At 72.2% G+C, this 24800-nt stretch carries 23 protein-coding genes; 16 read left to right on the top strand and 7 right to left on the bottom strand.

The window, feature by feature from the left end:
- Positions 1-70: 70 nt before the first annotated feature.
- Positions 71-850, bottom strand: a complete 780-nt coding sequence (locus AB0F56_RS24270; protein WP_362013208.1) for a MerR family transcriptional regulator — start codon at positions 848-850, stop codon at positions 71-73.
- Between the two features lie 100 nt (positions 851-950).
- Here AB0F56_RS24270 and AB0F56_RS24275 point away from each other — a divergent pair, with 100 nt between their 5' ends.
- Positions 951-1523: a GNAT family N-acetyltransferase gene (locus AB0F56_RS24275; protein ID WP_362013210.1), complete on the top strand. Its 573-nt coding sequence runs from the start codon at positions 951-953 to the stop codon at positions 1521-1523.
- A 21-nt stretch (positions 1524-1544) separates the two neighbouring features.
- Here AB0F56_RS24275 and AB0F56_RS24280 read toward each other — a convergent pair whose 3' ends face one another.
- The 3 genes from AB0F56_RS24280 to AB0F56_RS24290 form a co-directional block, all read right to left on the bottom strand.
- Positions 1545-2396, bottom strand: a complete 852-nt coding sequence (locus tag AB0F56_RS24280; protein WP_362013211.1) for a DMT family transporter — start codon at positions 2394-2396, stop codon at positions 1545-1547.
- On the bottom strand, positions 2393-2881 hold the full coding sequence (locus AB0F56_RS24285; RefSeq protein WP_362013213.1) for a YbaK/EbsC family protein: 489 nt from the start codon (positions 2879-2881) through the stop codon (positions 2393-2395). Before AB0F56_RS24285 ends, AB0F56_RS24280 begins: the two co-directional genes overlap by 4 nt.
- A gap of 89 nt (positions 2882-2970) precedes the next feature.
- Positions 2971-4605: a penicillin-binding transpeptidase domain-containing protein gene (locus AB0F56_RS24290; RefSeq protein WP_362013215.1), complete on the bottom strand. Its 1635-nt coding sequence runs from the start codon at positions 4603-4605 to the stop codon at positions 2971-2973.
- A 121-nt stretch (positions 4606-4726) separates the two neighbouring features.
- Between AB0F56_RS24290 and AB0F56_RS24295 the strand changes: the two genes are divergently transcribed.
- Positions 4727-5026, top strand: coding sequence for a heavy metal-binding domain-containing protein (locus tag AB0F56_RS24295; RefSeq protein ID WP_362013217.1), 300 nt, complete (start codon positions 4727-4729; stop codon positions 5024-5026).
- A 21-nt stretch (positions 5027-5047) separates the two neighbouring features.
- Here AB0F56_RS24295 and AB0F56_RS24300 read toward each other — a convergent pair whose 3' ends face one another.
- Positions 5048-5533 carry a GNAT family N-acetyltransferase gene (locus tag AB0F56_RS24300; RefSeq protein WP_362013219.1) on the bottom strand — a complete coding sequence of 162 codons (486 nt, stop codon included), beginning with the start codon at positions 5531-5533 and terminating at the stop codon, positions 5048-5050.
- 163 nt (positions 5534-5696) lie between these two features.
- Here AB0F56_RS24300 and AB0F56_RS24305 point away from each other — a divergent pair, with 163 nt between their 5' ends.
- Positions 5697-5930 carry a hypothetical protein gene (locus AB0F56_RS24305; RefSeq protein ID WP_362013221.1) on the top strand — a complete coding sequence of 78 codons (234 nt, stop codon included), beginning with the start codon at positions 5697-5699 and terminating at the stop codon, positions 5928-5930.
- A gap of 112 nt (positions 5931-6042) precedes the next feature.
- Here the strand turns inward: AB0F56_RS24305 and AB0F56_RS24310 are convergent, their stop codons facing one another.
- Positions 6043-6513: a hypothetical protein gene (locus AB0F56_RS24310; protein WP_362013222.1), complete on the bottom strand. Its 471-nt coding sequence runs from the start codon at positions 6511-6513 to the stop codon at positions 6043-6045.
- 60 nt (positions 6514-6573) lie between these two features.
- Complete coding sequence (locus AB0F56_RS24315) at positions 6574-8319, bottom strand: phospholipid carrier-dependent glycosyltransferase (RefSeq protein WP_362013224.1); 1746 nt, start codon at positions 8317-8319, stop codon at positions 6574-6576.
- A 52-nt stretch (positions 8320-8371) separates the two neighbouring features.
- On the opposite strand from AB0F56_RS24315, the gene rsmI reads away from it, so the two are divergent.
- From rsmI to AB0F56_RS24380, 13 genes are all read left to right on the top strand, one after another.
- A complete protein-coding gene (rsmI, locus tag AB0F56_RS24320) occupies positions 8372-9244 on the top strand; it encodes a 16S rRNA (cytidine(1402)-2'-O)-methyltransferase (RefSeq protein WP_362013226.1) in 873 nt (290 codons plus the stop codon).
- Positions 9245-9414: 170 nt separating this feature from the next.
- Positions 9415-9891, top strand: coding sequence for a hypothetical protein (locus AB0F56_RS24325; RefSeq protein WP_362013228.1), 477 nt, complete (start codon positions 9415-9417; stop codon positions 9889-9891).
- 60 nt (positions 9892-9951) lie between these two features.
- Positions 9952-10821 carry a TatD family hydrolase gene (locus AB0F56_RS24330; RefSeq protein ID WP_362013230.1) on the top strand — a complete coding sequence of 290 codons (870 nt, stop codon included), beginning with the start codon at positions 9952-9954 and terminating at the stop codon, positions 10819-10821.
- A gap of 175 nt (positions 10822-10996) precedes the next feature.
- A complete protein-coding gene (locus AB0F56_RS24335; RefSeq protein WP_362013311.1) occupies positions 10997-12196 on the top strand; it encodes a ubiquitin-like domain-containing protein in 1200 nt (399 codons plus the stop codon).
- Between the two features lie 16 nt (positions 12197-12212).
- A complete protein-coding gene (gene rsmA, locus AB0F56_RS24340; protein ID WP_362013232.1) occupies positions 12213-13085 on the top strand; it encodes a 16S rRNA (adenine(1518)-N(6)/adenine(1519)-N(6))-dimethyltransferase RsmA in 873 nt (290 codons plus the stop codon).
- A gap of 29 nt (positions 13086-13114) precedes the next feature.
- Entirely contained in the window at positions 13115-14035 is a 921-nt protein-coding gene (locus AB0F56_RS24345; RefSeq protein ID WP_362013233.1) for a 4-(cytidine 5'-diphospho)-2-C-methyl-D-erythritol kinase, read from the top strand.
- 52 nt (positions 14036-14087) lie between these two features.
- Positions 14088-14627, top strand: a complete 540-nt coding sequence (locus tag AB0F56_RS24350; RefSeq protein WP_362013235.1) for a GNAT family protein — start codon at positions 14088-14090, stop codon at positions 14625-14627.
- A gap of 99 nt (positions 14628-14726) precedes the next feature.
- Entirely contained in the window at positions 14727-15497 is a 771-nt protein-coding gene (locus AB0F56_RS24355; protein WP_362013237.1) for a hypothetical protein, read from the top strand.
- Between the two features lie 89 nt (positions 15498-15586).
- Positions 15587-16909 carry an acyltransferase family protein gene (locus tag AB0F56_RS24360; protein ID WP_362013239.1) on the top strand — a complete coding sequence of 441 codons (1323 nt, stop codon included), beginning with the start codon at positions 15587-15589 and terminating at the stop codon, positions 16907-16909.
- A 109-nt stretch (positions 16910-17018) separates the two neighbouring features.
- Positions 17019-18761 (top strand): serine/threonine-protein kinase, encoded by a 1743-nt coding sequence (locus tag AB0F56_RS24365; RefSeq protein ID WP_362013241.1) that lies wholly within the window; start codon positions 17019-17021, stop codon positions 18759-18761.
- A gap of 103 nt (positions 18762-18864) precedes the next feature.
- Positions 18865-20676, top strand: coding sequence for an ABC-F family ATP-binding cassette domain-containing protein (locus AB0F56_RS24370; RefSeq protein ID WP_362013243.1), 1812 nt, complete (start codon positions 18865-18867; stop codon positions 20674-20676).
- Positions 20677-20821: 145 nt separating this feature from the next.
- Positions 20822-22699, top strand: a complete 1878-nt coding sequence (locus tag AB0F56_RS24375) for a PQQ-binding-like beta-propeller repeat protein (RefSeq protein WP_362013244.1) — start codon at positions 20822-20824, stop codon at positions 22697-22699.
- A 150-nt stretch (positions 22700-22849) separates the two neighbouring features.
- On the top strand, positions 22850-24691 hold the full coding sequence (locus tag AB0F56_RS24380; RefSeq protein WP_362013246.1) for a PQQ-binding-like beta-propeller repeat protein: 1842 nt from the start codon (positions 22850-22852) through the stop codon (positions 24689-24691).
- The last annotated feature ends 109 nt before the right edge of the window (positions 24692-24800 follow it).

Genomic DNA, 24800 nt, shown 5'->3' on the forward strand with positions numbered 1-24800 from the left:
GCCGGCAGCAGGCGCCGACAGGAGCGCCGAGGGTCTGCAGCCCCCCGACCCGTTCCTTACGCGCCCGGCCTCAGCTCAGGCGCTCCTCCGCGTACGCCGTCATCGCGTCCCGCTGGTACTCCGCCAGGCCCTCCGCGATCCGGTCGAAGTTCGCGCGGAAGCGGGCGTCCTCGACGTACGTCCGGGCCAGGCCCTTGTACGCCTCCGCCGTCGGCGTCCAGAAGCGGCTGACGTCCCGGTAGTGGGCGTCCACCTCGGACTGGACCACCGCGTCCGTGACCGGGGTGCCCGCCGCCATCAGCTCCGCGAAGCGGACCATCTGCGCCGTCACCTCCCGCTGCCACCGCTCCTGGTCCTCCGCCGTCATCGCCTCCCTCGCCGGCCGCGCCTCCTCCCACGCCTCCGGCCACCGCTCGCGCACCTCCGCGTCGAGCGCCGCGCCGACCTCCGCCGAGGGCGCGAAGCCCTCGAAGAGGTTCTCCGGCCTGTTGATCTTCGTCATCGTGTCCTCGTCCTTGTCGTCCGACTCAAGCGCGGCGATGGTCCGGCCCACCGTCCGTACGAGCGTGTCCAGCCGGTTCCGCTCGCTCAGCAGCCGCTCGTGGTGCTCGCGCAGCACGGTCACCCGGTCCGCCCGGCTGTCCAGGACCGCGCGGACCTCGCGCAGCCCCAGGCCCAGCTCCCGCATCAGCAGGATCTGCTGCAGCCGCAGCAGGTCCGCCTCCTCGTAGTGGCGGTGCCCGTTGCTCCCGATCCACGCGGGCGGCAACAGGCCGATCTCGTCGTAGTGCCGCAGGGTCCGGGACGTCACCCCGGACATCCGGGCCACCTCCGCGATCGACCAGGCCATGACCGGTTCTTCCTTCCATCGCCGGGCCGGATGTTCCGGCCCGCACACGACCGTAGGAGTTGACGTGGCGGCAAGCGCAAGTCGTGCCATCGTGGGTCTCATGACCATCGACGTGCGTCCCGCCTCCGTCTTCGAGGACGTCCGTGCCGTGCTCGGCCCGAAGTCGCCGGACGCCAATGTCTGCTGGTGCCTGAGCTACCGCATCCCGTCCAAGCTCAACAACGAGCTGCGCGGACCCGAGCGCGGTGCGTACGTCGCCGAGCTGTGCAAGGGCGCGCACGCGCCGGGCGTCATCGCCTACGACGGCGACGAGCCCGTCGGCTGGGCCGCCGTCGCGCCCCGCGCGGACACCTCCTTCGCGCGCAGCCGGAAGATCCCGTACGTCGACGACCTGCCGGTCTGGTCGCTGTGGTGCGTCCGGGTCCGCCCCGGCCACCGGAAGCAGGGCATCTCGCACGCCCTCATCACCGGCGCCGTCGAGTTCGCCCGCGCGGGCGGCGCCCCGGCGATCGAGGCGTACCCGCTCGACAACGGGGACGCGAAGGTCGACCTGACGATGGCGTACGCCGGGCTGCGGAAGAACTTCGAACGCGCCGGGTTCGTCCACGCCGCCGACACCACGTCCGTCCTTGCCGGCCACCCCCGCGTCCTGATGCGGCTCGACCTGCGCTGAGGGCCGCGTGCGAGAGCCGGCTCAGGCAGTCGTCAGCATCAGGCCGATCCCGACCACCATCAGCCCCGCCGCCGCGATCCTCGGCCCCCCGAACCGCTCCTTGAAGAACACCGCCCCGATCGCCGCCCCCACGATGATCGACGACTCCCGCAGCGCCGCGATCGGCGCCAGCGGTGCCCGCGTCTGGGCCCAGAGCACGAGTCCGTACGCGGCGACCGACAGGGCCGCCCCGCACAGCCCCCGGGCGGCGTACGGGCGGAGCTGGGTCAGCAGGGTCCGCCGCCGGGTCCACAGGGCGTACGCCGGGATGGCCACGCCCTCCAGGACCATCAGCCAGGCGATGTACCCGAGCGGTGTGCCGGAGGCGCGGACGCCGACGCCGTCGACGACCGTGTAGCCCGCGATGGCCAGGCCCGTCGTCCCGGCCGCGAGCAGCGCCGCCCAGTCGGGGCGCCGGCCCGAGCCCCGGATGCCCCACAGGGCGAGGCCGGTCAGGCCCGCGCAGGCGACCGCGACACCGGTGAGCTGCGGGACGCTGGGGATCTCGTCGACGAAGACCGCCGCGAGGAACGTCACCGCCAGCGGGGCCGTACCGCGGGCGATCGGATACATCTGCCCGAAGTCGCCCAGCGTGAACGACCGCATCAGCAGCATCATGTACGCCACGTGCAGCACGGCGGAGGCGATCAGGTACGGCCACGCCCCGGCCGCCGGCAGCGGTACGAAGACGGCGGCGACGCCACCGATCAGCGCGCCGCCGCCGGATATCAGGGTGAAGGAGAGCAGCTGGTCGCGGATGGTGTGGGCCATCGCGTTCCAGGCGGCGTGGGTCACGGCGGCGAGCAGCACCGCAGCGACGACCAGGGGGGTCACGCGGTCCGCTCGCGGACGTCCACCAGCGCGCCGCCCGCGTGGGCGATCAGCGACTTCGGGTCGAGGGCGAACACGGTGTGCGGGTTGCCCGCGGCCGCCCACACCACGGCGTGGTCGAGCAGCCCCCGGTCGGCCAGGACGCGGGTCCGGGTGCGGTGCCCGAACGGCGGGACGCCCCCGATCGCGTACCCGGTCGTCTCCCGGACGACCTTCGCGTCGACCCGCGTCACGGCCTCGGCACCGAGCTCCGCGCGCACCCGCTCCACGTCCACCCTCGACGCACCGTCCATCAGCACGAGCACCGGCACCCCGTCCGCCGCGAAGACCAGCGACTTGACGATCTCGGCCGGCTCGCAGCCGATGGCCTCGGCGGCCTGGACGGCGGTACGGGTCTCGTCGGGGAAGCGCCGGATCTCGGGGTCGAGGCCGAGTGCGGCCAGGGCAGCGGCGAGCTGGGGGTGCGCGGGGGATTCGGGTGAGCTCATGGCCCGCACGCTAGCGTTCGGTGTACGGGCCACGCGACTGCATTCGCCGAGTGAGATGGGTGGGGGGTCCCCGACGGGGACCCCGACCCTCACCCCGCCCGCAACACGCTCGCCACGACCTTCCCGGCCGCGTCCCCACCATGCCCGCCCGACTGGACGACGGCCGCCGCCGAGAGGTCGTCGGAGTAGCCGGTGAACCAGCTGTTGGAGGTGGCCTGGCCGTCGACCTCCGCCGAGCCGGTCTTCGCGCCCTTCTCCGCCCCGCCGACCGAGGCCATCGCCCCCGCGGCCGTGCCCTCGCCGGTCGCCGCGGCCCGCATCATGGCGCGCAGCTGGCTCGAGACGGAGGGCGAGAGGGAGCGCGCGGCCTTGGCGAACGGCCGCCCGTCCAGCTCCTGCGACACCAGGAACGGCTGCTTGAAGGTGCCGTACTTCGCGGTGGCGGTGACGGAGGCGATGTTGAGGGCGTTCATCTGGACCGTGCCCTGCCCGATGTACTGCTCCGCCGCCGCGCCCTGCGTCTCCTCGGGGACGGAGCCGTCGGAGGAGACGATGCCGGTCTTCCAGTCGAGGCCGATCCCGAAGACGTCCCGGGCCTCCTTGGAGAGCGCGGAGTCGTCGTCGACCTCGTTGATCAGCTTGATGAAGGCGGTGTTGCAGGACTTGGCGAAGCTCCGCTTGAACGGGACGGTGCCGAGCGCGAAGTTGTCGAGGTTGTGGAAGGTACGGGTGTAGTAGCGGACGGTCGGCGGACACTCCGCGGGGCCGTTCGAGGTCACGAGCCCCTTCTCCAGGAGCATCGCCGCCGTGACGATCTTCCACGTCGAGCCGGGGGCCTGCTTGCCCTGGAAGGCCGCGTTGAAGCCGGCCGAGGGGGCGTTGGCGACGGCGCGGATCTCGCCGGTGGACGGCTTGACCGCGACCACCGAGGCCTCCCCGTACTGCTTCACGGCCTTCTCGGCGGCCGCCTGCGCCTGCGCGTCGATCGTGGTCTCCAGGCGGCCGGGCCTGCCCTTCACATGGGTGATGAGGGTGGTGTTCGGGACGCCGTCCGTGCCGGATTCGATCCAGGTTTCGACCCCCGGCTGCCCGCCGGCCTTCGCCGCGTACTTCTCGCGCAGCTGATCCAGGATCGGCCCGAGGGAGGGGTACTTCTCCGCCGTCAGCTCGACGCCCTTGCGGTCGACGGCCATGATCGCGCCGGTCTTGGCGGGGCCGGTGTGCAGGGTCGCGTTCGCGGTCAGCTTCGGGTGGATGACGGCCGGCTTCCAGTCGACGAGCGCCCGACCGGTGGAGGTCCCGCGTACGACGGTCAGTTCGGAGGTGTACGTCCAGGGCTTGGACTGGCCCTCGTACGTGACGGTCGCCTTCACCGTGAACGGCACGTTCGGGCCGACGGGCGTGCCCGGGACGATCTCGGCCTTGGAGACCTTCGCGCCCACGCCGAAGTCGGCCACGACGGGCCCGGCGTCGACGGGGTTGTTGGTCAGCTGCCCGGCCTTCTCGGGCTCGCCCGCGGCCCACGCGGCGAGGAACTCCTTGGCGGCGGTGTTCACCTCGTCCGCGGTGACGGGCCCGGTCCGCTTCTCCTCCGACTTGGTGGAAACGCCCCCACCGGAACCCCCGTTGACGCCCTGCCAGAGGTTGTATCCCCCGTAGGCGACCCCGCCCGCCACGACGACGAACACTCCGCCGACGATCGCGACCTTCACCCCACTGCGCATCTCTGCGGTCCCCTCCCCAGAAGCCCCAGCAGTCTCAGAAGTTCCCCAGTCAAGCACCCGTGGCAAGCGTTTGTCACGGGTGGCCATCGAGCATGCGTTCGGGACGGGGGAGGATGGCGCGATGGACCGCAAGCAGAAGAAGGAACAGCAGGAGCGCAACGAGCGGGAGTGGGCCGCCCGCGAGGCCACCCTCGGCTTCTACAGCGTGACCCTGCCCGCACCGCCGCATCCGCACACCGCGCTCGGCGTCGTCGCCGGATACGCGCAGGACACCCCGACGCAAGCGGTGACGAGCATGCAGACGGAGGCCCACAAGATCGGCGCGGACGGGGTGCTCGGTGTGTCGATCATCCCGGTCGCCGGCCTCATCGCCACGTACGTCGCCTACGGCACCGCCGTCCAATGGGCGCAGCCCGAGTGAACGAAGGCCCCTTTCTCGAACTCAGGCCGCCCGGCCCGCACTCATCACGGCGACGACCTCGTCGTCCTCCTTCTCCCCGGTGAGGGTGAAGCCGATCGACTCGTAGAGGTGCGCGGCCGGGATGTTGTCGGGGTGGTAGGAGAGGCGGACTTCTCGGAAGTCGGGAAGCTCGGACAGCCACCGCACCAAGGCGCGAACCGCTCCACGCCCCACGCCCTTGCCCTGCTCGGAGGCGTCGACGACCATCCCGCCGATCCAGTGGCTGCCGTCACCGTCGTCGTACGCCCACATCACATGACCGACGACCACGTCATCGGCCGTCACGGCCAGCGAGTTCCACTCCCCGCCCCGCCAGGAGAGCAGCAAGTACCGGGCGGCCAGGGCCGCGACGAACCGACGCTGGTCGTCCTGGGGCGCGACGTCGGCAACGGCCCGCCAGTTGTCGTCCGTCACCTCGGCCAGACGTATCGCCCGCCCGTCCCGGTCCGTGAACCCGTACTCGATCATGTTCCCCCGCTTTGTGTCCTGCAGCGATCTCCGGGAGATCGTAAGCGGCTTCCCTGCGGGCGCGCCCTGCGAGCCGCGCCGCACGTGGACCGCCGCGAGCGACCGTTCCGCCCACCTCGTATGCTCATGCCCGCTGCCGGGTGGTGAGGTCGAGGGGGCGGACATGCGGGACCGGATCAAGCTGTGGCTCCGTAAGGCCGGTGCGCCGCTCCTGGTGGGTCTGCTCGCGTTCTGCTTCGGGGCCGCCGAAGAGCGGTCGCTGCCTTGGCTCGTGCCGTACATCGTGCTGGGCGTCTGCGGAGTCAGGGAGTGCTGCGTCGAGACACGCAAGCTGATCCGGCGCGGCGCAACCACGAAGGCGATGCCGGATCGCCTGGAGGCACCCGAAGCGAGCTGAGACGACGATCCGCCCGGCGATGATCGGCGTGACGGTCCGTCGGCCGGTCCGTCGGCCGGTCAGGCGCGAGCAGCGGTCCGCCGGTGGTCGGCGACCTCTCGTCGGCTCGGGCTCAGGTGTCGTACTGGCCGTCCCAGGGCGGGCTGAAGCCCAGGCCGTCGGGATAGAACTCGGCCCACACGCTGTCCTCTTCCCCGCCCTCCTCGCGTCCCTCCAGGACCAGGCCGAACAGGGCTCCCTCGAACCGGACGGCAAAGGGGGCGATCGCGATGTCCTCGTACGCCCGCTCCGGAAGAGCGTCCAGCCACGCGTCCAGTAGCTGGAGCGCGGCGGCGATCACTTTCCTTTCGCCGTCCGCCGTTGTGCCGGTGAACTGGATGCGCGAGTCCAGGTGCCGGCCGGCGCCGTCGAACCGATGGAGCACCGCGCACCAACGCTTCTGGGACTGCCAGTCGTCGCCAAGCGGGCCCTCGGGAAGGGTCGAGGTGACCGACGCGAAGAACTGGCCGCCCTGCCACCGGCCGATGGTGCTTGTGCGGTAGTCAGGCTCGTGACCGATCGGGATGACCTCGGGAACGCTCATGGGCGCACCGTAGGCGAGGCCTGTGACATCGGATGGTGACGGCCCGACCTGCGGGTCCCGCTAGACCCACGTGTCCAGCCACATCCGATTCCGCCACTGGTCCATCGGGATCGACGTGCCCGTGTAGATCGGCCAGAAGTAGATGAAGTTCCAGACGATGAGCAGGACCAGGACTCCCGCCCCCACCGCGCCGAAGGTGCGGCGGCGTTCCGAGGAGCCTGCTGGGCCGATCATCGCGCCGAGCATCATCGTGACCGCCAGGCACAGGAACGGGACGAAGACCACCGCGTAGAAGAGGAAGATCGTGCGTTCCTGGTAGAGGAACCACGGGAGCCAGCCCGCCGCGATGCCGCAGGCGATCGCGCCCGCGCGCCAGTCGCGGCGGAAGAACCAGCGCCACAGGACGTACAGGATCGCGAAGCAGGCCGCCCACCACAGGAGGGGCGTGCCGAGGGCCAGGACCTCCTGGGCGCACTTCTCCGTCGCGGTCGACGGGCAGCCCGCCGTGCCGGGGGCCGGGGACTCGTAGAAGTACGAGACCGGGCGGCCCAGGACGATCCAGCTCCACGGGTTCGACTCGTACGTGTGCGGCGAGTTCAGGCCCACGTGGAACGTGTAGACCTCGCTCTCGTAGTGCCACAGGCTCCGCAGCCAGTCCGGGAGGACGGCGGACCAGAAGCCGCCGCCGTTCACCTTGTCCTGTTCCGCCGCCCAATTGCGGAAGTAGCCCTTGTCCGTGACGATCCAGCCCGTCCACGTCACCAGGTACGTGACGATTGCGACCGGTACGACAGAGACGAACGCCGGTACCAGGTCGCGCTTGATCACCGCGAGGTACGGGCGCACCGCGCCCGCCGTGCGCCGGCCGCCCACGTCCCACAGGACCGTGAGGAGCCCGAAGGCGACCATCACGTACAGGCCGTTCCACTTCGTCGCCGCCGCGAGCCCCAGCGACACCCCCGCCGCGAGCCGCCACGGCCGCCAGCCGAGACGCAGTGTCTCCGCCACGTCCGCGTCAGGCCGCAGCACCCCCTCCTCGTCCACCGGGAGCGCCGCCGCGAGCCGCCGCCTCGCCCAGTCCCTGTCCAGGACCAGGCACGCGAACGACGCGAGCACGAAGAACATCAGGACCTGGTCGAGCAGCGCCGTACGGCTCATCACGAAGTGCAGGCCGTCCACCGCCAGCAGCAGGCCCGCCAGGCAGCCCAGGAACGTGGAGCGGAACAGGCGTCTGCCGATCCGGCAGAGCATGAGCACCGACAGCGTGCCCAGCAGCGCCACCATGAAGCGCCAGCCGAACGGCTCGAAGCCGATGAGCTTCTCGCCCAGACCGATGACCCATTTGCCCATCGGCGGATGGACGACATAGCCCGGGTCCGTCGGGATCAGGACCGAGTCCGGGTCGTTCAGGATCGACTTGTCGATGTCCTTCGGCCACGCACCCTCGTACCCCTGGTTGATCAGCGCCCAGGAGTCCTTCGCGTAATACGTCTCGTCGAATATCACCGCGTGCGGCTTGCCCAGGTTCCAGAACCGCAGCACGCCCGCGACCAGCGCCACGAGCAGCGGACCGCCCCAGCCGGCCAGCCGCCACACCCGCTCCCCGGCGCCCGCCGAAAGCCCGAGCAGCGACCACATCCGCGGCGAGGGGCGCGTGTACGGCGGTACGAGACGCTCCCGGAGGCCCGGGCCCGCGACGCTCTTCGGTGGGGGCGTGTAGCCGAAGCGCCGCAGACGCTGCTGCCACGACGGGGGCTCTTCCACGGCGCGCTGACCCTGCAGGGTCTCCGGTGCGGTACTGGTCACCGCGCCATCGTAGGGAACGCTTCTGTGCGAGTCCTCCGTCCGGGCTGCGAGGATGACCCTTGTGACAGGAACGCTGGTACTCGCAGGAACGCCCATCGGGGACATCGCGGACGCGCCGCCGCGGCTCGCGACCGAGCTGGAGAGCGCCGACATCGTCGCGGCCGAGGACACCCGGCGGCTGCGCGGCCTGACCAGGGCCCTCGGCGTGCACACCTCCGGCCGGGTCGTCTCCTACTTCGAGGGCAACGAGTCCGCCCGTACGCCCGAACTGGTCGAAGCCCTCGTCGGCGGCGCCCGCGTGCTCCTCGTCACCGACGCCGGCATGCCCTCGGTCTCCGACCCCGGCTACCGGCTCGTCGCCGCCGCCGTCGAGCAGGACATCAAGGTCACCGCCGTCCCCGGCCCCTCCGCCGTGCTGACCGCGCTCGCCCTCTCCGGGCTGCCCGTGGACCGCTTCTGCTTCGAGGGCTTCCTGCCCCGCAAGGCCGGCGAGCGCCTCGGCCGGCTCCGCGAGGTCGCCGACGAGCGCCGCACCCTCGTCTACTTCGAGGCCCCGCACCGGCTCGACGACACCCTCGCCGCGATGGCCGAGGTCTTCGGCGCCGAGCGCCGCGCCGCCGTCTGCCGCGAGCTGACCAAGACGTACGAGGAGGTCAAGCGCGGCGGCCTCGGCGAGCTCGCCGAATGGGCCAAGGACGGCGTACGGGGCGAGATCACCGTCGTCGTCGAGGGCGCCCCGGAGGCCGCCCCCGCCGAGCTGGACGCCGAGGAGCTGGTGCGCAGGGTGCGGGTGCGCGAGGAGGCGGGGGAGCGGCGCAAGGAGGCCATCGCGGCGGTCGCCGCCGACGCGGGCCTGCCCAAGCGCGAGGTCTTCGACGCCGTCGTCGCCGCTAAGAACGCCGACGCGAAAGCGGTAAAGCCTTGAGGAGCCCTCGAATCGGTAAAGAGCTATCGTGAAAAGCAAAGCGAAACCCGCGCGGCAGGCTCCTTGAAGGCCTGAGAGCAAGGGAAGGCAAAAGACCCTTCCATTGTTCGACCGGCGCTGATGCGCTCCGGCCCGAAAAGGCGTCCACTGATCAGTGGAGAGGAGCTGGCATGAGTGAGATCACCGGCACCGGCATACCCGTCGCCCACGAGGCGTACGCCTTCGCCTGCATGCGTTGCGGGTACGGCTGGGAGCAGGCGTACGACATCGAGCACCACGTCGACGCCGCCGGCCAGGAATTCATCGTCTACAAGGCCGGTGGTGAGCGGGTTCCCTCACCGCTGTCCAGTCCGACCTGCATGAACTGCAGCGGACATGTCGTCCGCATCATGCGCGCGGGGCAGGTTTCCTCGGTCCTGAACTCGTGGGAGCAGTCCCATCACCGGAACGTCTCCGGTACGGCGCGCAGGCCCGCGACCCCGGCTGGACCGATCGGCATGGCGGGGCCGATCGGGCAGGACCTGGAGCGCGAGGAGGGCCCGGCCGCCCCGACGGGTGACGTCCCCGGGCCCGTGCACGTCACGGAGGAGGAGTCCCGGGGCTGGCGCCTGTCGGACCTGCTGCGGCCCTTCCAGCGCAAGCACTGAGCACCGAGCCCTACCGGGCCTTCGCGCGGGTGAACTCATGGCCCTCGTACGATCGGGGCCATGAGTTCGAAGGACGCCCCGCCGCCGCTGCCCGAGCCGCTCCCCCTCCCGGTGGCGGATTCCCACACGCACCTGGACATGCAGTCCGGCACCGTCGAGGAGGCCCTCACCAAGGCCGCCGCCGTCGGCGTCACGACCGTCGTCCAGGTCGGCTGCGACATCAAGGGCTCCCAGTGGGCCGCCGAGACCGCCGCCGCCCACGAGCACGTGCACGCCGCCGTCGCCCTGCACCCCAACGAGGCGCCCCGGATCGTCCTCGGCGACCCCGACGGCTGGTCCCGGCAGGGCGCCCGCGACGCGGGCGGGGACGCGGCCCTGGACGACGCGCTCGCCGAGATCGACCGGCTCGCCGCCCTGCCGTACGTCCGCGCCGTCGGCGAGACCGGCCTGGACCGCTTCCGTACGGGACCCGAGGGCATGGCCGCCCAGGAACGCTCCTTCCGCGCCCACATCGAGATCGCCAAGCGCCACGGCAAGGCGCTCGTCATCCACGACCGCGACGCCCATGCCGACGTCCTGCGGGTCCTGGACGAGGAGGGCGCGCCGGAGCGGACCGTCTTCCACTGCTACTCCGGCGACGCCGAGATGGCCGCGATCTGCGCCGCCAAGGGCTACTACATGTCCTTCGCCGGCAACATGACCTTCAAGAACGCCCAGCCGCTGCGCGACGCCCTCGCCGTCGCCCCGCTCGACCTCGTCCTGGTCGAGACGGACGCCCCGTTCCTGACCCCCGCCCCGTACCGGGGGCGGCCGAACGCGCCGTACCTCATCCCGGTGACCGTCCGCGCGATGGCCGCCGTGCGCGGGATCTCGGAGGAGGAGCTGTGCGAGGCGATCGGGGTGAACACGGCCCGCGCCTTCGACTACTGAGGCCTCCCGAGATCACCCTTGCGTAACGGTTACGTGCAGTAGCCGGGTCGTTTTGGAGAGTGATCGCCGCCGGGGCTAGGGTCCCGGCCTCGTGAGCACTTCCCAGGGCAGTCACCGCTCCCCGCGGCGTTCGGAGCCGGCGCCGACGCCGGCGCCCGTGTCCGTCCACGACCAGCTGACGCAGGCGGCGGTCCTCCTCCCGCCCCAGGGCCAGGCCCAGGCCCCGGGCTCGCGCGTCGAGGCCCGGCGCGCGGCCCGCCGCCGCAAGGCCAGGTCGGGCCCTGCCGAGAGCCTGCGGCGCATCGTCCCGCAGGCCCTGGTCGTCGCCTTCCTGGCCGGCGGCACCAGCGCCTTCGTCGCCAACGACAAGGCGATCCGGCTCTCCGTCGACGGCGTCCCGCGGACCCTGCACACCTTCGCCGACGACGTCGAGGAGCTGCTCGCCGACGAGGGGCTCGCCGTCGGCTCCCACGACATCGTCGCCCCGGCCCCCGGCGCCGACCTGGCCAGCGGCGACGAGGTCGTCGTCCGCTACGGCCGGCCGGTCGCCCTCACCCTCGACGGCCGGCGCCGCCAGGTGTGGACGACCGCCAGGACCGTCGACGGCGCGCTGCGCCAGCTCGGGGTACGGGCCGAGGGCGCCTACCTCTCCGTCTCCCGCTCCGCGCCCATCTCCCGCCGGGGCCTCACTCTCGACGTCCGGACGGAACGGACCGTCACCCTCCTCGCCGACGGCCGCGAGCGGACCCTGCGCACCAACGCCGCCACCGTCCGCGAGGCCGTCGAGGAGGCCGGGATCACCCTCTCCGGCCAGGACACCACCTCCGTGCCGCCCGGCTCCTTCCCGCGCGACGGCCAGACGATCACCGTCATGCGGATCACCGGCACCCAGGAGATCCGCGAGGAGCCGATCCCGTACGCCGTCGAGCGGACCCGCGACCCCGAGCTCTTCGCGGGCACGGAGGTCGTCGAACGGCAGGGTGTCCAGGGCGTGCGCCGTGTCACGTACAGCCTCCGGACCGTCAACGGCGTCCGGCAGAAGCCGAGGAAGACCGGCGAGGAGATCGTCCGCGAGCCCGTCACCCAGAAGGTGAAGGTCGGCACCCGGCCGCTGCCCACCTCCGTCGCGGGCGCGGACGGGCTCGACTGGGGCGCGCTCGCCGCCTGCGAGTCCGGCGGCCGGCCGAACGCGGTCGACCCCTCGGGGACGTACGGCGGGCTCTACCAGTTCGACCCCGGCACCTGGCGCTCGCTCGGCGGCAGCGGCGTCGCCCAGAACGCGCCCGCCTCCGAGCAGACGTTCCGGGCGAAGAAGCTGTACGTGCAGCGGGGCGCGAGCCCCTGGCCCCACTGCGGCCGACGCCTCCACCGGTGAGCCGTAGGCTGTACCGGTGAGCACCACCACCGGCCCCGAAGGCCCCGACGCCCTCCTCGGCCCCGCCGACATCCGTGAACTGGCAGCAGCCCTTGGCGTGCGCCCCACGAAGCAGAAGGGGCAGAACTTCGTCATCGACGCCAACACGGTCCGGCGGATCGTCCGCACGGCCGAGGTGCGCCCCGACGACGTGGTCGTGGAGGTGGGCCCCGGGCTCGGCTCGCTGACCCTGGCGCTGCTCGAAGCGGCGGACCGGGTGACGGCCGTCGAGATCGACGACATCCTGGCGGGCGCGCTGCCGTCGACGATCGCGGCGCGGCTGCCGGAGAAGAAGGACCGGTTCGCCCTGGTCCACTCCGACGCCATGGACGTCCAGGAGCTGCCGGGCCCGCCGCCCACGGCCCTGGTCGCGAACCTCCCGTACAACGTGGCCGTGCCCGTCCTGCTGCACATGCTCGACCGCTTCCCGACCATCGAGCGGACGCTCGTCATGGTCCAGGCGGAGGTCGCGGACCGGCTGGCGGCCAAGCCGGGCAACAAGGTGTACGGCGTGCCGTCGGTGAAGGCGAACTGGTACGCCGACGTGAAGCGGGCCGGCTCGATCGGCCGCAACGTCTTCTGGCCCGCCCCGAACGTCGACTCGGGCCTGGTCTCGCTGGTCCGCCGCACGGAGCCGGTCGCGACGACCGCCTCCAAGCGCGAGGTCTTCGCGGTCGTCGACGCGGCCTTCGCGCAGCGCCGCAAGACCCTCCGCGCCGCCCTCGCCGGCTGGGCGGGCTCGCCCGCCGCGGCGGAGGAGGCCCTGGTGAAGGCCGGCGTCTCGCCGCAGGCGCGCGGCGAGTCGCTGACGGTGGAGGAGTTCGCGAGGATCGCGGAGGCGAAGGCGTGAGCGGGACGGGTACGGGGACGGGGATGGCCGTGGGCGCTGGTACGGAGCCGGGTGCGCCCCGTGTCACCGTGCGGGTGCCCGCCAAGGTCAACGTGCAGCTGGCCGTCGGTGGGGCGCGGGCCGACGGGTTTCACGACCTGGCGAACGTCTTTCTCGCCGTCTCCCTCCACGACGAGGTGACGGCGACGCCCGCCGCCGAGCTGACGATCACCTGCGAGGGTCCCGACGCGGACAAGGTCCCCCTGGACCGCACCAACCTGGCCGCGCGCGCCGCCGAGCTGCTCGCCGCCCGGCACGGGATCTCCCCGGACGTGCACCTCCACATCGCCAAGGACATCCCGGTCGCCGGCGGCATGGCGGGCGGCAGCGCGGACGGTGCGGGCGCGCTGCTCGCGTGCGACGCGCTCTGGGGCCTGAACAGCTCCCGCGCCGAACTTCTGGAGATCTGCGCGGAGCTCGGCAGCGACGTGCCGTTCAGCCTCGTCGGCGGGGCGGCGCTCGGCGTCGGCCGCGGTGAGCGGCTGACCGAGCTCCCGGTGGGCGGCGGCTTCCACTGGGTCTTCGCCGTCGCCGACGGCGGGCTTTCGACACCGGCGGTGTACGGCGAGTTCGACCGCCTCAACGAGGGCGTCACCGTCCCCGAACCGGCCGCGTCGCCCGCGCTCCTGGACGCCCTGCGCACCGGCGACGCGACCGCCCTGGCCGGCGCCCTGGCGAACGACCTCCAGCCGGCGGCCGTCTCCCTGCGCCCGTCCCTGACGGCCACCCTGGAGGCGGGTACGGCGGCCGGCGCCCTGGCCGCCCTGGTCTCGGGCTCCGGGCCGACGACCGCGTTCCTGGTGAAGGACGAGGACGCGGCCCGCGCGGTCGCCGACGCCCTGATCGCCTCCGGCACCTGCCGCACCGCGCGCGTGGCGACGTCCCCGGCCCCCGGAGCCGTGCTCCTCTGACCGGCCCTTAATCCGATTGCGGTCGGTGAACCCGGTCGGATAGGAAGCTCGCATGCTGAGGGGAACCAAGATCGGGCTCAGGGCCCGGCACGAGGAAGACATCCCGATCCTGCGGACCGAGCTCTACGACGACGCGGTCAACGGCTCGCGGGCCGAGAGCGGCCCGTGGCGGCCGATCACGCCCGGCTCGAAGGATCCGCGGCTCGTGGTGGACGACAAGGAGCAGGGGCACGTCCCGTTCTCCGTCGTCGAGCTGGAGGGCGGCACGCTCGTCGGCACCGCGACGCTGTGGGGCATCGACACCCACAACCGCTCCGCGCACATCGGCCTCGGCCTGCTGCCGGCCGCCCGTGGGAAGGGCTACGGCACCGACGTGGTCGCGGTGCTCTGCCACTACGGCTTCGTCGTGCGCGGGCTGCAGCGGCTGGGCATCGAGACGCTCGCGGACAACGCGGCCATGCTCCGCTCAGCCGAGCGCAACGGCTTCGTCCGCGAGGGCGTCCTGCGCTCCTCGGCGTGGGTGATGGGCGAGTTCCTCGACGAGGTGCTGCTCGGGCTCCTCGCCGAGGAGTGGAAGCCGAACGCCGGCTAGGGCGGCGGCTCCGTCCCTCGGCTTCCAACGAACCCATGGGTTAAGGGAGTTGATCCGGATAGGCTCGGCCTCGGTGATGATCGGCTGGGGGAGGCTGGGATGCACGGTAGGGAACTGGCGCGTGCGGCGATCCGGTTGCTGACGGAGGGCAGGCCCGCCACCCAGGAGGGGGCCGAGCGGCAGGCGAAGGTCCGGGTGCTCGTCGAGGACCGGCTCAGCCGCGGCAAGCTGGGCGAGGCGGCGCTGGAACGGCTGCGGCACGAGCCCGGTGAAGCGGCCGCCTCGATCGCCGCGGAGGTCCTGGCGGACGAGATCGCCCGGGACACCGCCTTCGCCGCGCTGCTGACGGACGTGGTCGGCGCGGGCGGGAACAACGCGGACGGGGTACCGCATGGCGGCGTACCGTCCAGTCCCGTACCGCCCGGCCCCGTACCGCCCGGCCCCGTACCGCCTGGCGCCGTACCGCCCGGCCCCGTACCGCCAGGCGTCCCGCCGGTGCCTCCGAAGCCGCCCTTGTCACCCTCCGCCGGGACGGCGCAGCCGCGGACCGGGACGCAGGGCCCGCGCTTCCGGCCCCCGCTGCCCCCCGCCTACGCGCGCCGGATGTGGGTCATCCTGCTGCTCGGCCTGCCGCAGGCGATCGTCACGTACGTGGTCCTGAGCGTCCTGGTCTCGACGGCCGACGGCAGCATGGGGGGCATCGTCGGCGTGCTCTACATGTTGCTGCTCCTCGTCATGGCGGCCGGCCTGGCGACGTCCGTCGTCCTGGCGGTCCAGCTGCTCCGCAGATTCACCAGCGCGGCCCTCATGACCGGGGTGATCATCCACTCCCTCCTGCTCCTGCGGATGGTCCTCGGCGCCTTCCTGTGAGGCGCGGGGTTTCGCGCCGCACGTACTCAGAGGCCGGTTGAGTATCCGCGCCCTGACGGGCCGTGGGGTGGGCGCGCGACCGTACGCGTATGGGAAACAACGGAGTCAGGGGCGTCAGCGCGCGGGAGCTCGCCGCCGCCACGCCCGCGACGCGTGACCGGTACGTCGATCTGCTGCGGGTCGCCTCGCTCGCGGTCGTCGTCCTCGGGCACTGGCTGATGGCGGCGGTGACCTCCGACGGGTCGGTCGGCAATCTGCTCGCCGTCGTGCCCGAACTCCAGGTCGTCACCTGGGCGCTCCAGGTCATGCCGGTCTTCTTCTTCGTCGGCGGCTTCTCGCACGCCCTGGCCTACCGCTCCCGCCCCGCGTACGCGAGCTTCCTGCGCGCCCGGCTCCAGCGGCTGCTGCGGCCGACCATGGTGTTCGTCGGGGTGTGGGGCGCCGCCGCGCTGGTGATACAGCTCCTCGGGGCCGACGGCGGGCTGACCGGGGTCGCGCTGCGGCTCGTCACGCAGCCGCTGTGGTTCATCGGGATCTACCTCGCGATGGTCGCGTTCACGCCGCCGCTCGTGAAGCTGCACGAGCGGTGGGGATGGGGCGCCTTCGGCGCGCTCGTGGGCGGGGCGGTCGCCGTGGACGTGCTCCGCTTCGCGTTCGACGTGCCCTTCGTCGAGTTCCTGAACTTCGCCTTCGTCTGGCTGGCGATCCACCAGCTCGGCTTCCTGCGCGCCGACGGCATGATCCGGCTCCCCGGCGTCCTCGCCGGCGCCGGGCTGCTCGCCGCCGCCGGGCTCGTCGCCCTCGGCCCGTACCCGCTCTCCATGGTCGGGATGCCCGGCGAGAAGGTCTCCAACATGGCCCCGCCGACCCTGGCGCTCCTCGCGCACGGCCTCTGGCTGGTCGGCGCGGTCGAGCTGCTGAAGGGCCCGGGCGCCCGGTTCGTCGCCCGCGCCGGGGTCTGGCACAAGGTCGTCGTCGCCAACGGGATCGCCATGACCGCCTTCCTGTGGCACCTGACCGCCATGCTCGGCGTGTACGGCGCCCTCCTCGCCCTCGACGTCACGCTGCCCGCGCCCGCGACCGGCGCCTGGTGGGCGCAGGTCCCGCTCCGGATCGCCGCCGCGGCCGTCCTCACGGGCCTGCTGGTCGCCGCCTTCCGCCGCTTCGAGCGCCCGCCCGCCCGACGGGCCGCGCCCACGAGCCCGAACGGCGGCGGTCCCGTCGCCGCCCTCGGCATCACCCTGGCCCTCTTCGGCATCCTCGGCTTGTCGATGGTCGGCTTCGGCGGGCTCCTGGAGGGCCGCTCGGCCACCCTGGTCGCCCTCCGGATCACCGCCCCGGCGGCGGTCGCGATGGCCCTCGTCGGCTGGCTGCTCGTGGAGCGGGTGGGGCGGGGGTCACGTCCTGCCTGAGTGAGGGTCAGGTGAGGAAGTCCCGGCCGTTGACGGGGGTCCGGTCGGCTGCGCCTACGCTGGTGGCCTTGCTGTGAGCGGTACGACGATCTGATCGGGGCGGGTGCGGGTGACGGGGGCGAACGGCGCGGAGCTGGTCGGCGAGGTTCTCGGCGGGCGGTACCGCGTGACCGCGACGATCGGGCGCGGTGGCATGGGCGTGGTCGCCCGGGCGGTGGACCAGGTGCTGAACCGCGAGGTCGCGGTCAAGGTCCTGCGGGCCTTCACCGACGCCTCGCCCGCCGAACTGGCCGACCTCCGGGTCCGGATGGAGCGGGAGGCGCAGGCCGCCGCCCGGATCCGGCACAGCGGTGTGGTCACCGTCCACGACGTGATCGAGGAGCGCGGGCTGCCCGTCATCGTCATGGAGCTGGTCGACGGGCCCTCCCTGGACGACGTCCTCACCGAGCGCGGCCCGCTGGACCCGCGCGAGGCCGCCGCGATCGGCGCCCGGCTGATGGACGCGCTCGACGCGGCTCACCGGGCCGGGGTCCTGCACCGGGACGTCAAGCCGGGGAACGTGCTCCTGGAGCAGGGAGGCCGTGTCGTGCTCACCGACTTCGGCATCGCCAGCATGGACACCTCCGGCGACGAGGCCCTCGCCAAGCTGACCCAGAGCGGCCAGATCGTCGGCTCCCTCGACTACCTCCCGCCCGAGCGCGCGCAGGGCCAGGAGCCGGGGGCCGCCTCGGACATCTGGGCGCTCGGCATGACGCTGTACGCGGCCGTGGAGGGCGCCTCCGCCTTCCGCCGCACCTCGGTCTGGTCCACGCTCGCGGCGATCGTCGGCGAGCCCCTGCCGGAGCCCCTGCGCGCCGGGCCGCTCGCCCCCGTGCTGCGGGCGCTCATGGCCAAGGACCCGCGGCAGCGGCCCGACGCCGCTCGGGCCCGCGAAATGCTGGAGGCGGTCGCCGCGGGCGCGACGCCGGACGTGACGACGAACCTCGCGCCCGGGCCCGTACCCCTACAGACCCCGGCTCCCGCTCCCGTACAGGCCCCGCCCGGTGCCTTCGGTCCCGCCGCCGAACCGTTCCAGCAGCCGTACGCGCAGCCTGCCCCGCACCCGCACCCGGGCCCGCAGCAGTACCCGCACCCGGCCGCCGCCCCCATCCCCGGCGCCCCGCAGCCCGCCCCGCCCGCGGGCCGCTCCGAGAGCCGCACCGAGGTCGTGCGCGCCCGGCGCCGTCGTACCCGTACCGTCCTCGCGGCCGCGGTCGCCACCGTCCTCGTGGGCGGCGGCGTCGCCTACGCGCTCATGAACACCGGCGACGAGCCGGGCGGCGGCGGCTCGCAGGCGGCGCCGCCCGCGGCGAACGCGCCGGCCGACGGCGACCTGTCCGGTACCGGCGGCGGCGCGGGCGACGATCAGCCGACCTCCCCGGGGGACCTGACGTCCATGGACCCCGGCGAGACCCGGTCCGCCACCCCCACCGAGCCGACTCCCACGCAGAAGCCCGGCGACAAGCCGTCCGCGAGCCCCTCCGCGAAGCCGTCCACGTCCGGGAAGCCCACGCCCACCGCCACGGCGACGAAGCCCACCCCGGTCTCGACGGCGTGCACCGGCTGGACCCACGCCAACCGCAGCGACGGCTTCGGCTACCTGTCGCAGAACTCCCACCTCTACACCGGGCCGTACGCGGACTGCGGCTGGACGTCCCCGGTCAAGGACGGCGCGAAGATCTACTACCACTGCTACGTCACCAACGCCCACGGCAACAAGTGGATCTGGGCCCGTATCCAGAACACCGAGACCGAGGGCTGGGTCTTCGCCGACAAGACCACCGGAGGAAGCGGCAACCTCAACCGTTGCTAGGCACGCCCAGTGCCTCCTGCGGGCGGGAGGAACGCCGGACGCCGTCGCCTCGGCCCGGCGTCTACCCTTGGACCTCGATCCATTCCCCGCTTCAGGAGTCAAAGTGGCCGTCAACCTGGTCAATGTCGAGGCTGTCAGCAAGGTGTACGGCACACGTGCCCTGCTCGACGGTGTCTCGCTCGGCGTGTCCGAGGGCGACCGGATCGGGGTCGTGGGCCGCAACGGAGACGGCAAGACCACCCTCATCCGGATGCTCGCCAAGCTGGAGGAGGCCGACACCGGCCGCGTCACGCACAGCGGCGGGCTGCGGCTCGGGGTGCTCACGCAGCACGACTCGCTCGACCCGGCCGCCACCATCCGGCACGAGGTCATCGGCGTCATGGCCGACCACGAGTGGGCCGGCAGCGCGAAGATCCGCGACGTGCTCACCGGGCTCTTCGGCGGGCTCGACCTGCCCGGCTTCGAGAAGGGCCTCGACACGATCATCGGCCCGCTCTCCGGTGGCGAGCGCCGCCGGATCGCGCTGGCCAAGCTCCTCATCGAGGACCAGGACCTGCTCATCCTGGACGAGCCCACCAACCACCTCGACGTCGAGGGCATCGCCTGGCTCGCCAAGCACCTCCAGACGCGCCGTTCCGCGCTCGTCTGCGTCACCCACGACCGCTGGTTCCTCGACCAGGTCTGCACCCGCATGTGGGACGTCCAGCGCGGTGACGTCCACGAGTACGAGGGCGGCTACTCCGACTACGTCTTCGCCCGCGCCGAGCGCGAGCGCAGGGCGGCGACGGAGGAGACCAAGCGGCAGAACCTGATGCGCAAGGAGCTCGCCTGGCTGCGGCGCGGCGCCCCCGCCCGCACCTCCAAGCCCCGCTACCGCATCGAGGCCGCCAACGAGCTCATCGCCGACGTGCCGCCGCCGCGCGACACCTCCGAGCTGATGAAGTTCGCCAACGCCCGGCTCGGCAAGACGGTCTTCGACCTGGAGAACGTCACCGTCACCGCCGGCCCCAAGACGCTGCTCAAGCACCTCACCTGGCAGCTCGGCCCCGGCGACCGCATCGGCCTGGTCGGCGTCAACGGCGCCGGCAAGACCTCCCTCCTGCGGGCGCTCGCGGACGCCGCCGTCACCCAGGGCGAGACGCAGCCCGCCGACGGGAAGGTCGTCGTCGGCAAGACCGTACGGCTCGCGTACCTCTCCCAGGACGTCACCGAACTCCCCGCCACGCTGCGGGTCCTGGAGGCCGTCCAGCAGATCCGCGACCGGGTCGACCTCGGCAAGGGCCGGGAGATGTCCGCCGGTCAGCTCTGCGAGCAGTTCGGCTTCTCGAAGGAGAAGCAGTGGACGCCGGTCGGCGACCTCTCCGGTGGCGAGCGCCGCCGGCTCCAGCTGCTGCGCCTGCTGATGGACGAGCCGAACGTCCTCTTCCTCGACGAGCCCACCAACGACCTGGACATCGAGACCCTGACCCAGCTGGAGGACCTCCTCGACGGCTGGCCGGGCTCCATGGTCGTCATCTCCCACGACCGGTTCTTCATCGAGCGGACCACCGACCGCACGTTCGCGCTGCTCGGCGACCAGACGCTGCGGATGCTGCCGCGCGGCATCGACGAGTACCTGGAGCGGCGCCTGAAGATGATCGAGGCGTCGGTCCCGTCCGCCGCCCCGGCCGCCGCGGCCGCGCAGGCGAAGCCGGGCGTCTCGGCGGCCGACGCGCGCGCCGCGAAGAAGGAGTTGCAGAAGGTCGAGCGGCAGCTGGACAAGGTCTCCGAGAAGGAGGCGAAGCTGCACGCCCGCATCGCCGAGAACGCGACCGATTTCGAGCTGGTCGCGAAGATCGACGCGGAGCTCCGGGAACTCTCGGGGGAGCGCGAGGAGTTGGAGATGCGGTGGCTGGAATTGGCGGAGGACGCGTGAGGACGCGTAGAGAAGCCGTGCGAAACGCGTAACGAGGGCATCACGGGCCGGTCCTCCCTTGGGAACAAGGGGTGGACCGGTCGCTTTTGCGTCATCCGGTGAGTGGTAGAAAGAAAACCCGCTCACATCAAGGGGGAACGCGCTGATGACCCAGCCGCCCAGCAACCAGCCGCCGGGCTTCGGCGCACCGAACCCGGACCCGGCTCAGAACACGCCGCAGAACCCGGCGCCGAACGCGCCTCAGGGCACGCCGCCGGTACCTCCGATGCCGCCGCAGGCACCGCCGGTCCCGCCGCAGGCGCCCCAGGCCCCGCAGACGCCGCCGCCCGCCGCGCCCGGCCCGTACGACCAGGCCCCGCAGCCCGGTTACGGCTACCCGCTGGGGGCACCTCCCGGGCCGCAAGGCCCAGGGGGACAGCAGCCGCCCACGCAGCCCGGTTACGGGTACCCGCAGCAGCCCGGCCCGTACGGCCAGCAGCCGGGTCCGTACGGTCAGCAGCCCAACCCGTACGGCCAGCAGCCGAACGCCTACGGCGGCTACCCGACGCAGCCCATGGCGCCCGCGCCCGGCGGCAAGAACCCGTTCAAGGGCAAGCCGGGTGTCATCATCGGCGCGGCCGTGGCCGCCGCGCTCGTCATCGGCGGCGGCACCTGGTTCGCGCTGAGCGGGGACGGCGAGGAGAAGCCGGTCGCCAAGCCGACGGCGACCAGCGGCGCTCCGAAGCCGTCCGAGTCCGTCGACCAGGGCGACGGCACCGGCGACGGTGGCGCCCGCAACGGCGAGGACGACCTCAACGCCGGTCGCCAGCAGGGCGAGGCGAAGATCGACTGGCTGCTGAAGAACAACGTCGACCTGCCCCGCAACGGCGCCGACGTGTTCGGCCCGTGGGTCTCCGGCGACGTCGTCGCCAAGGCGATGTACAAGGGCATCAGCGGCTTCGGTCTCGCCGACGGCGCCCCGAAGTGGAACCTGGACGTGCCCTTCGAGGTCTGCGCCGCGGCCCCCGAGCCCGCGGCCGACGGCAGCCTCGTCATCGCCATCAACGACAAGGCGGGCGACCGCGCCGACTGCAACGTCCTTCAGCAGATCAACCTGAAGACGGGCAAGGCCGGCTGGAAGAAGTCGCTCGACAAGGGCACCGGCTTCAGCTCGTTCTCCGACATCACGCTCGCCATCAGCGGCACCACGGTGACCGCGGCCGGCATGAACCACTCCTGGGGCTTCGCGCTCGCCGACGGCAAGCAGCTCTTCGGCAAGCCGGCCGAGGGCCAGTGCCAGCCGTACGCCTTCGCGGGCGGCTCCAAGCTGATCGCCGCCGCGGCCTGCCGCACCGGCGACGTCAACAAGCCGCAGGAGCAGGTCAGCGAGATCGACCCGCTGACCGGCAAGCCGAAGTGGACCTTCAAGCTCAAGCCGACCTGGGAGGTCGACAAGGTCTACTCGGTGGACCCGCTGGTCGTCTCCGCCCAGCAGCGCGACGAGAAGAAGTGGACGGTCTTCGCCGTCACCGCCGACGGCAAGCTCCGTTCGCAGATCCAGGGCGGCACCGACAAGTACGCCCCCGACTGCGGCGGCGGCGCGTTCGTCGTCTTCGGCCGCAACCTCCAGGGCTGCAACGGCGTGACCGCCGACGCCAACACCTTCTACATGGCGACGGACTCCGAGTACCGCCAGGCCAACGCCGTCGTCGCCTTCGACCTGAACACCGGCAAGCAGAAGTGGCGCGCCGCCGCCCCCGCCGAGCGCACGATCACCCCGCTGCGCATGGAGGGTTCGGAGGTCGTGGTCTACATGAAGGCGCTGTACGACAAGGGCGGCGCCGTCGCGACCATCGCGCCGACCGGTGGCTCGCCGAAGATCCTGCAGCAGCACCCGCTGTCGACGGCCGAGATCGAGGACGACTACTACAGCCCGGCCTACCTCTACTCCGGCGGCCACTTCATCGTGGCGGCCGGCCGCGTCAGCGCGCAGAACGACGCGGAGGAGAAGGAGACCAAGACCATGATGTCCTTCAGCAAGTGACGCCGGTCCGTCACCGATGACCCCACCGCAGCAGCCGGGCAAGCGCCCCACGACCGCCGTTCGGACGGCGTTCGTGGCGGCGCTTCTCGCCGTCGGCACGGCCGACGTCTCGCCGGCCGCCGCCCCCATGACTTCCGAGGTACCCACACCATGACGCAGCCCCCTCCGCCTCCGCCCAACCAGCCCCCGGGCCCGCCGCCCGGCGGCTTCGGCGCACCGCAGGACCCGCCGCCCGGTGGTTTCGGCGCGCCCCAGGACCCCCCGCCGGGTGGTTTCGGCGCGCCCACGCCGCCGCCGAACCAGCCCCCGAACCAGGCCCCTTACGGGTATCCGCAGCAGCCGCCGGCCCAGCCGCCGCAGCAGCCGTACGGCTACCCCCAGCAGCCGCCGACGCAGCCGCAGGGCCAGCCGCAGTACGGGTACCCGCAGCAGCAGCAGCCGTACGGGTATCCGCAGCAGCCGCAGCAGCCCTACGGCTACCCGCAGCAGCCGCAGCCGTCCACGGTCGTGGCGGCCGGCGCGGGCGGCGGCAAGAAGCTGTCCACGCAGATGCAGATCGTCATCGCCGCCGTGGTCGCCGTCGTCCTCATCGTCGGCGGCGGGGTCTGGTACGCCAACTCCGGTGGCGGCGAGAAGGACGACAACGCGGGCGGCACGACCGGCGCGACCACCGGCGGGAACAAGGACGGTGCGAGCGGCGGTCTCGGCGGCAACGGCAAGGAGAAGGTGCCCGCTAACACCAAGTCCTCGCTGAAGTTCCAGCTGCCGCAGCCCAAGGTCGACGACACCACGGACGTCAGCGGTTCCTGGATCACCGACAAGGCGTTCGTGAAGACGGACGTCAACTCGATCGTCGGCCGCGACCTCGACAAGGGCACCCCGCTCTGGACCCTGGCCCTGCCGGGTCAGGTCTGCGGCACGTCGCGGCACACCACCGCCGACAACAAGACCGCGATCCTCTTCGAGGCGACCAAGCGGGTCGGGCCGAAGTTCTACCAGCCGTGCACCGAGGTCGGCGTCGTCGACCTGAACGCGGGCAAGCTGGTGTGGTCCACCTCCGTCACCGGCGGCAACGCGGGTGACGACAAGGCCAGGTTCAGCGAGGTCACCCTCAGCGGGACGACCGTCGCGGCCGGCGGCACCGACGGCGGCGCCGCCTTCGACCTGGCGAACGGCAACCCGCGCTGGAAGCCCAAGGCCAATGCCGAGAGCTGCTACGACATGGGCTACGGCGGCGGCGAGGGCCTGGTCGCGGCGCGCAAGTGCGGCTCGTACAACAGCCAGTACGTCGTCATCCAGAACCTGAACCCGATCTCGGGCGCCCCGATCTCCCAGTACAAGATGCCCACGGGTGTCGAGTACGCGGCGATCGTCTCCACCAAGCCGCTCGTGGTCGCGGCCGACGTCGGTGACACCGCCGGCGACGGCAGCGGCATCTCGGACTTCTTCTCGATCGACGAGAAGACCGGCAAGCTGAAGGTCAAGATCGCGGCGGACGCCGAGCGGTTCGCGGCCAAGTGCCGTTCCACCGAGGTCGAGACCTGCACCAAGGTCGTCGTCGGCAACGGCAGGCTCTACCTGCCGACCGAGGAGCGCGAGGGCTCCACCGGTGAGTACGGCGACGAGACCAACGAGATCCTCGCCTTCGACCTGACCACGGGCAAGCAGATCGTCCAGAAGGCGGACGCCGGCGACCGGTGGACGATGGTCCCGCTGCGCATGGACGGCGGCAACCTCCTCGCGTACAAGATGCCGCCGTACGACATGGGCGGGCAGATCGTCTCCATCGACGGCGGCACGATGAAGCCGACCGTGCTCATGGAGAACCCGTCCGACAAGACGGTCCGCGACGCGGAGGGCACCTTCTCCGGCGACTACGCCGAGATCCTCTACGCCAACGGCCGGATGTTCATCTCGGACGTCATGATCAGCAAGCCGAGCGGCACGAGCTCCTACAAGGAGTACCTGGCGCTCGGGTTCTCCACCAACTGATCCACCGACTGAGCCCCGGCTCACAACCGCACAGCCCGGCGCGTCGATTCACTCGGCGCGCCGGGCTGTTTGCGTGGGGCCCCGACGGGCGAAGTATTCGAAGTCCGGG

The sequence above is a fragment of the Streptomyces sp. NPDC026092 genome (assembly GCF_040638605.1).
Taxonomy (GTDB): Bacteria; Actinomycetota; Actinomycetes; order Streptomycetales; family Streptomycetaceae; genus Streptomyces.

Excerpts from the sequence above, each read along its gene's own strand:
- AB0F56_RS24285 (WP_362013213.1), bottom strand. The coding sequence starts at position 2,881 with ATGAGCTCACCCGAATCCCCCGCGCACCCCCAGCTCGCCGCTGCCCTG.
- AB0F56_RS24290 (WP_362013215.1), bottom strand. The coding sequence starts at position 4,605 with ATGCGCAGTGGGGTGAAGGTCGCGATCGTCGGCGGAGTGTTCGTCGTC.
- AB0F56_RS24270 (WP_362013208.1), bottom strand. The coding sequence starts at position 850 with ATGGCCTGGTCGATCGCGGAGGTGGCCCGGATGTCCGGGGTGACGTCC.
- AB0F56_RS24295 (WP_362013217.1), top strand. The coding sequence starts at position 4,727 with ATGGACCGCAAGCAGAAGAAGGAACAGCAGGAGCGCAACGAGCGGGAG.
- AB0F56_RS24300 (WP_362013219.1), bottom strand. The coding sequence starts at position 5,533 with ATGATCGAGTACGGGTTCACGGACCGGGACGGGCGGGCGATACGTCTG.
- AB0F56_RS24310 (WP_362013222.1), bottom strand. The coding sequence starts at position 6,513 with ATGAGCGTTCCCGAGGTCATCCCGATCGGTCACGAGCCTGACTACCGC.
- AB0F56_RS24375 (WP_362013244.1), top strand. The coding sequence starts at position 20,822 with ATGACCCAGCCGCCCAGCAACCAGCCGCCGGGCTTCGGCGCACCGAAC.
- AB0F56_RS24275 (WP_362013210.1), top strand. The coding sequence starts at position 951 with ATGACCATCGACGTGCGTCCCGCCTCCGTCTTCGAGGACGTCCGTGCC.
- AB0F56_RS24305 (WP_362013221.1), top strand. The coding sequence starts at position 5,697 with ATGCGGGACCGGATCAAGCTGTGGCTCCGTAAGGCCGGTGCGCCGCTC.
- AB0F56_RS24325 (WP_362013228.1), top strand. The coding sequence starts at position 9,415 with ATGAGTGAGATCACCGGCACCGGCATACCCGTCGCCCACGAGGCGTAC.
- AB0F56_RS24330 (WP_362013230.1), top strand. The coding sequence starts at position 9,952 with ATGAGTTCGAAGGACGCCCCGCCGCCGCTGCCCGAGCCGCTCCCCCTC.
- AB0F56_RS24350 (WP_362013235.1), top strand. The coding sequence starts at position 14,088 with ATGCTGAGGGGAACCAAGATCGGGCTCAGGGCCCGGCACGAGGAAGAC.
- AB0F56_RS24380 (WP_362013246.1), top strand. The coding sequence starts at position 22,850 with ATGACGCAGCCCCCTCCGCCTCCGCCCAACCAGCCCCCGGGCCCGCCG.
- AB0F56_RS24360 (WP_362013239.1), top strand. The coding sequence starts at position 15,587 with ATGGGAAACAACGGAGTCAGGGGCGTCAGCGCGCGGGAGCTCGCCGCC.
- AB0F56_RS24355 (WP_362013237.1), top strand. The coding sequence starts at position 14,727 with ATGCACGGTAGGGAACTGGCGCGTGCGGCGATCCGGTTGCTGACGGAG.
- rsmI (WP_362013226.1), top strand. The coding sequence starts at position 8,372 with ATGACCCTTGTGACAGGAACGCTGGTACTCGCAGGAACGCCCATCGGG.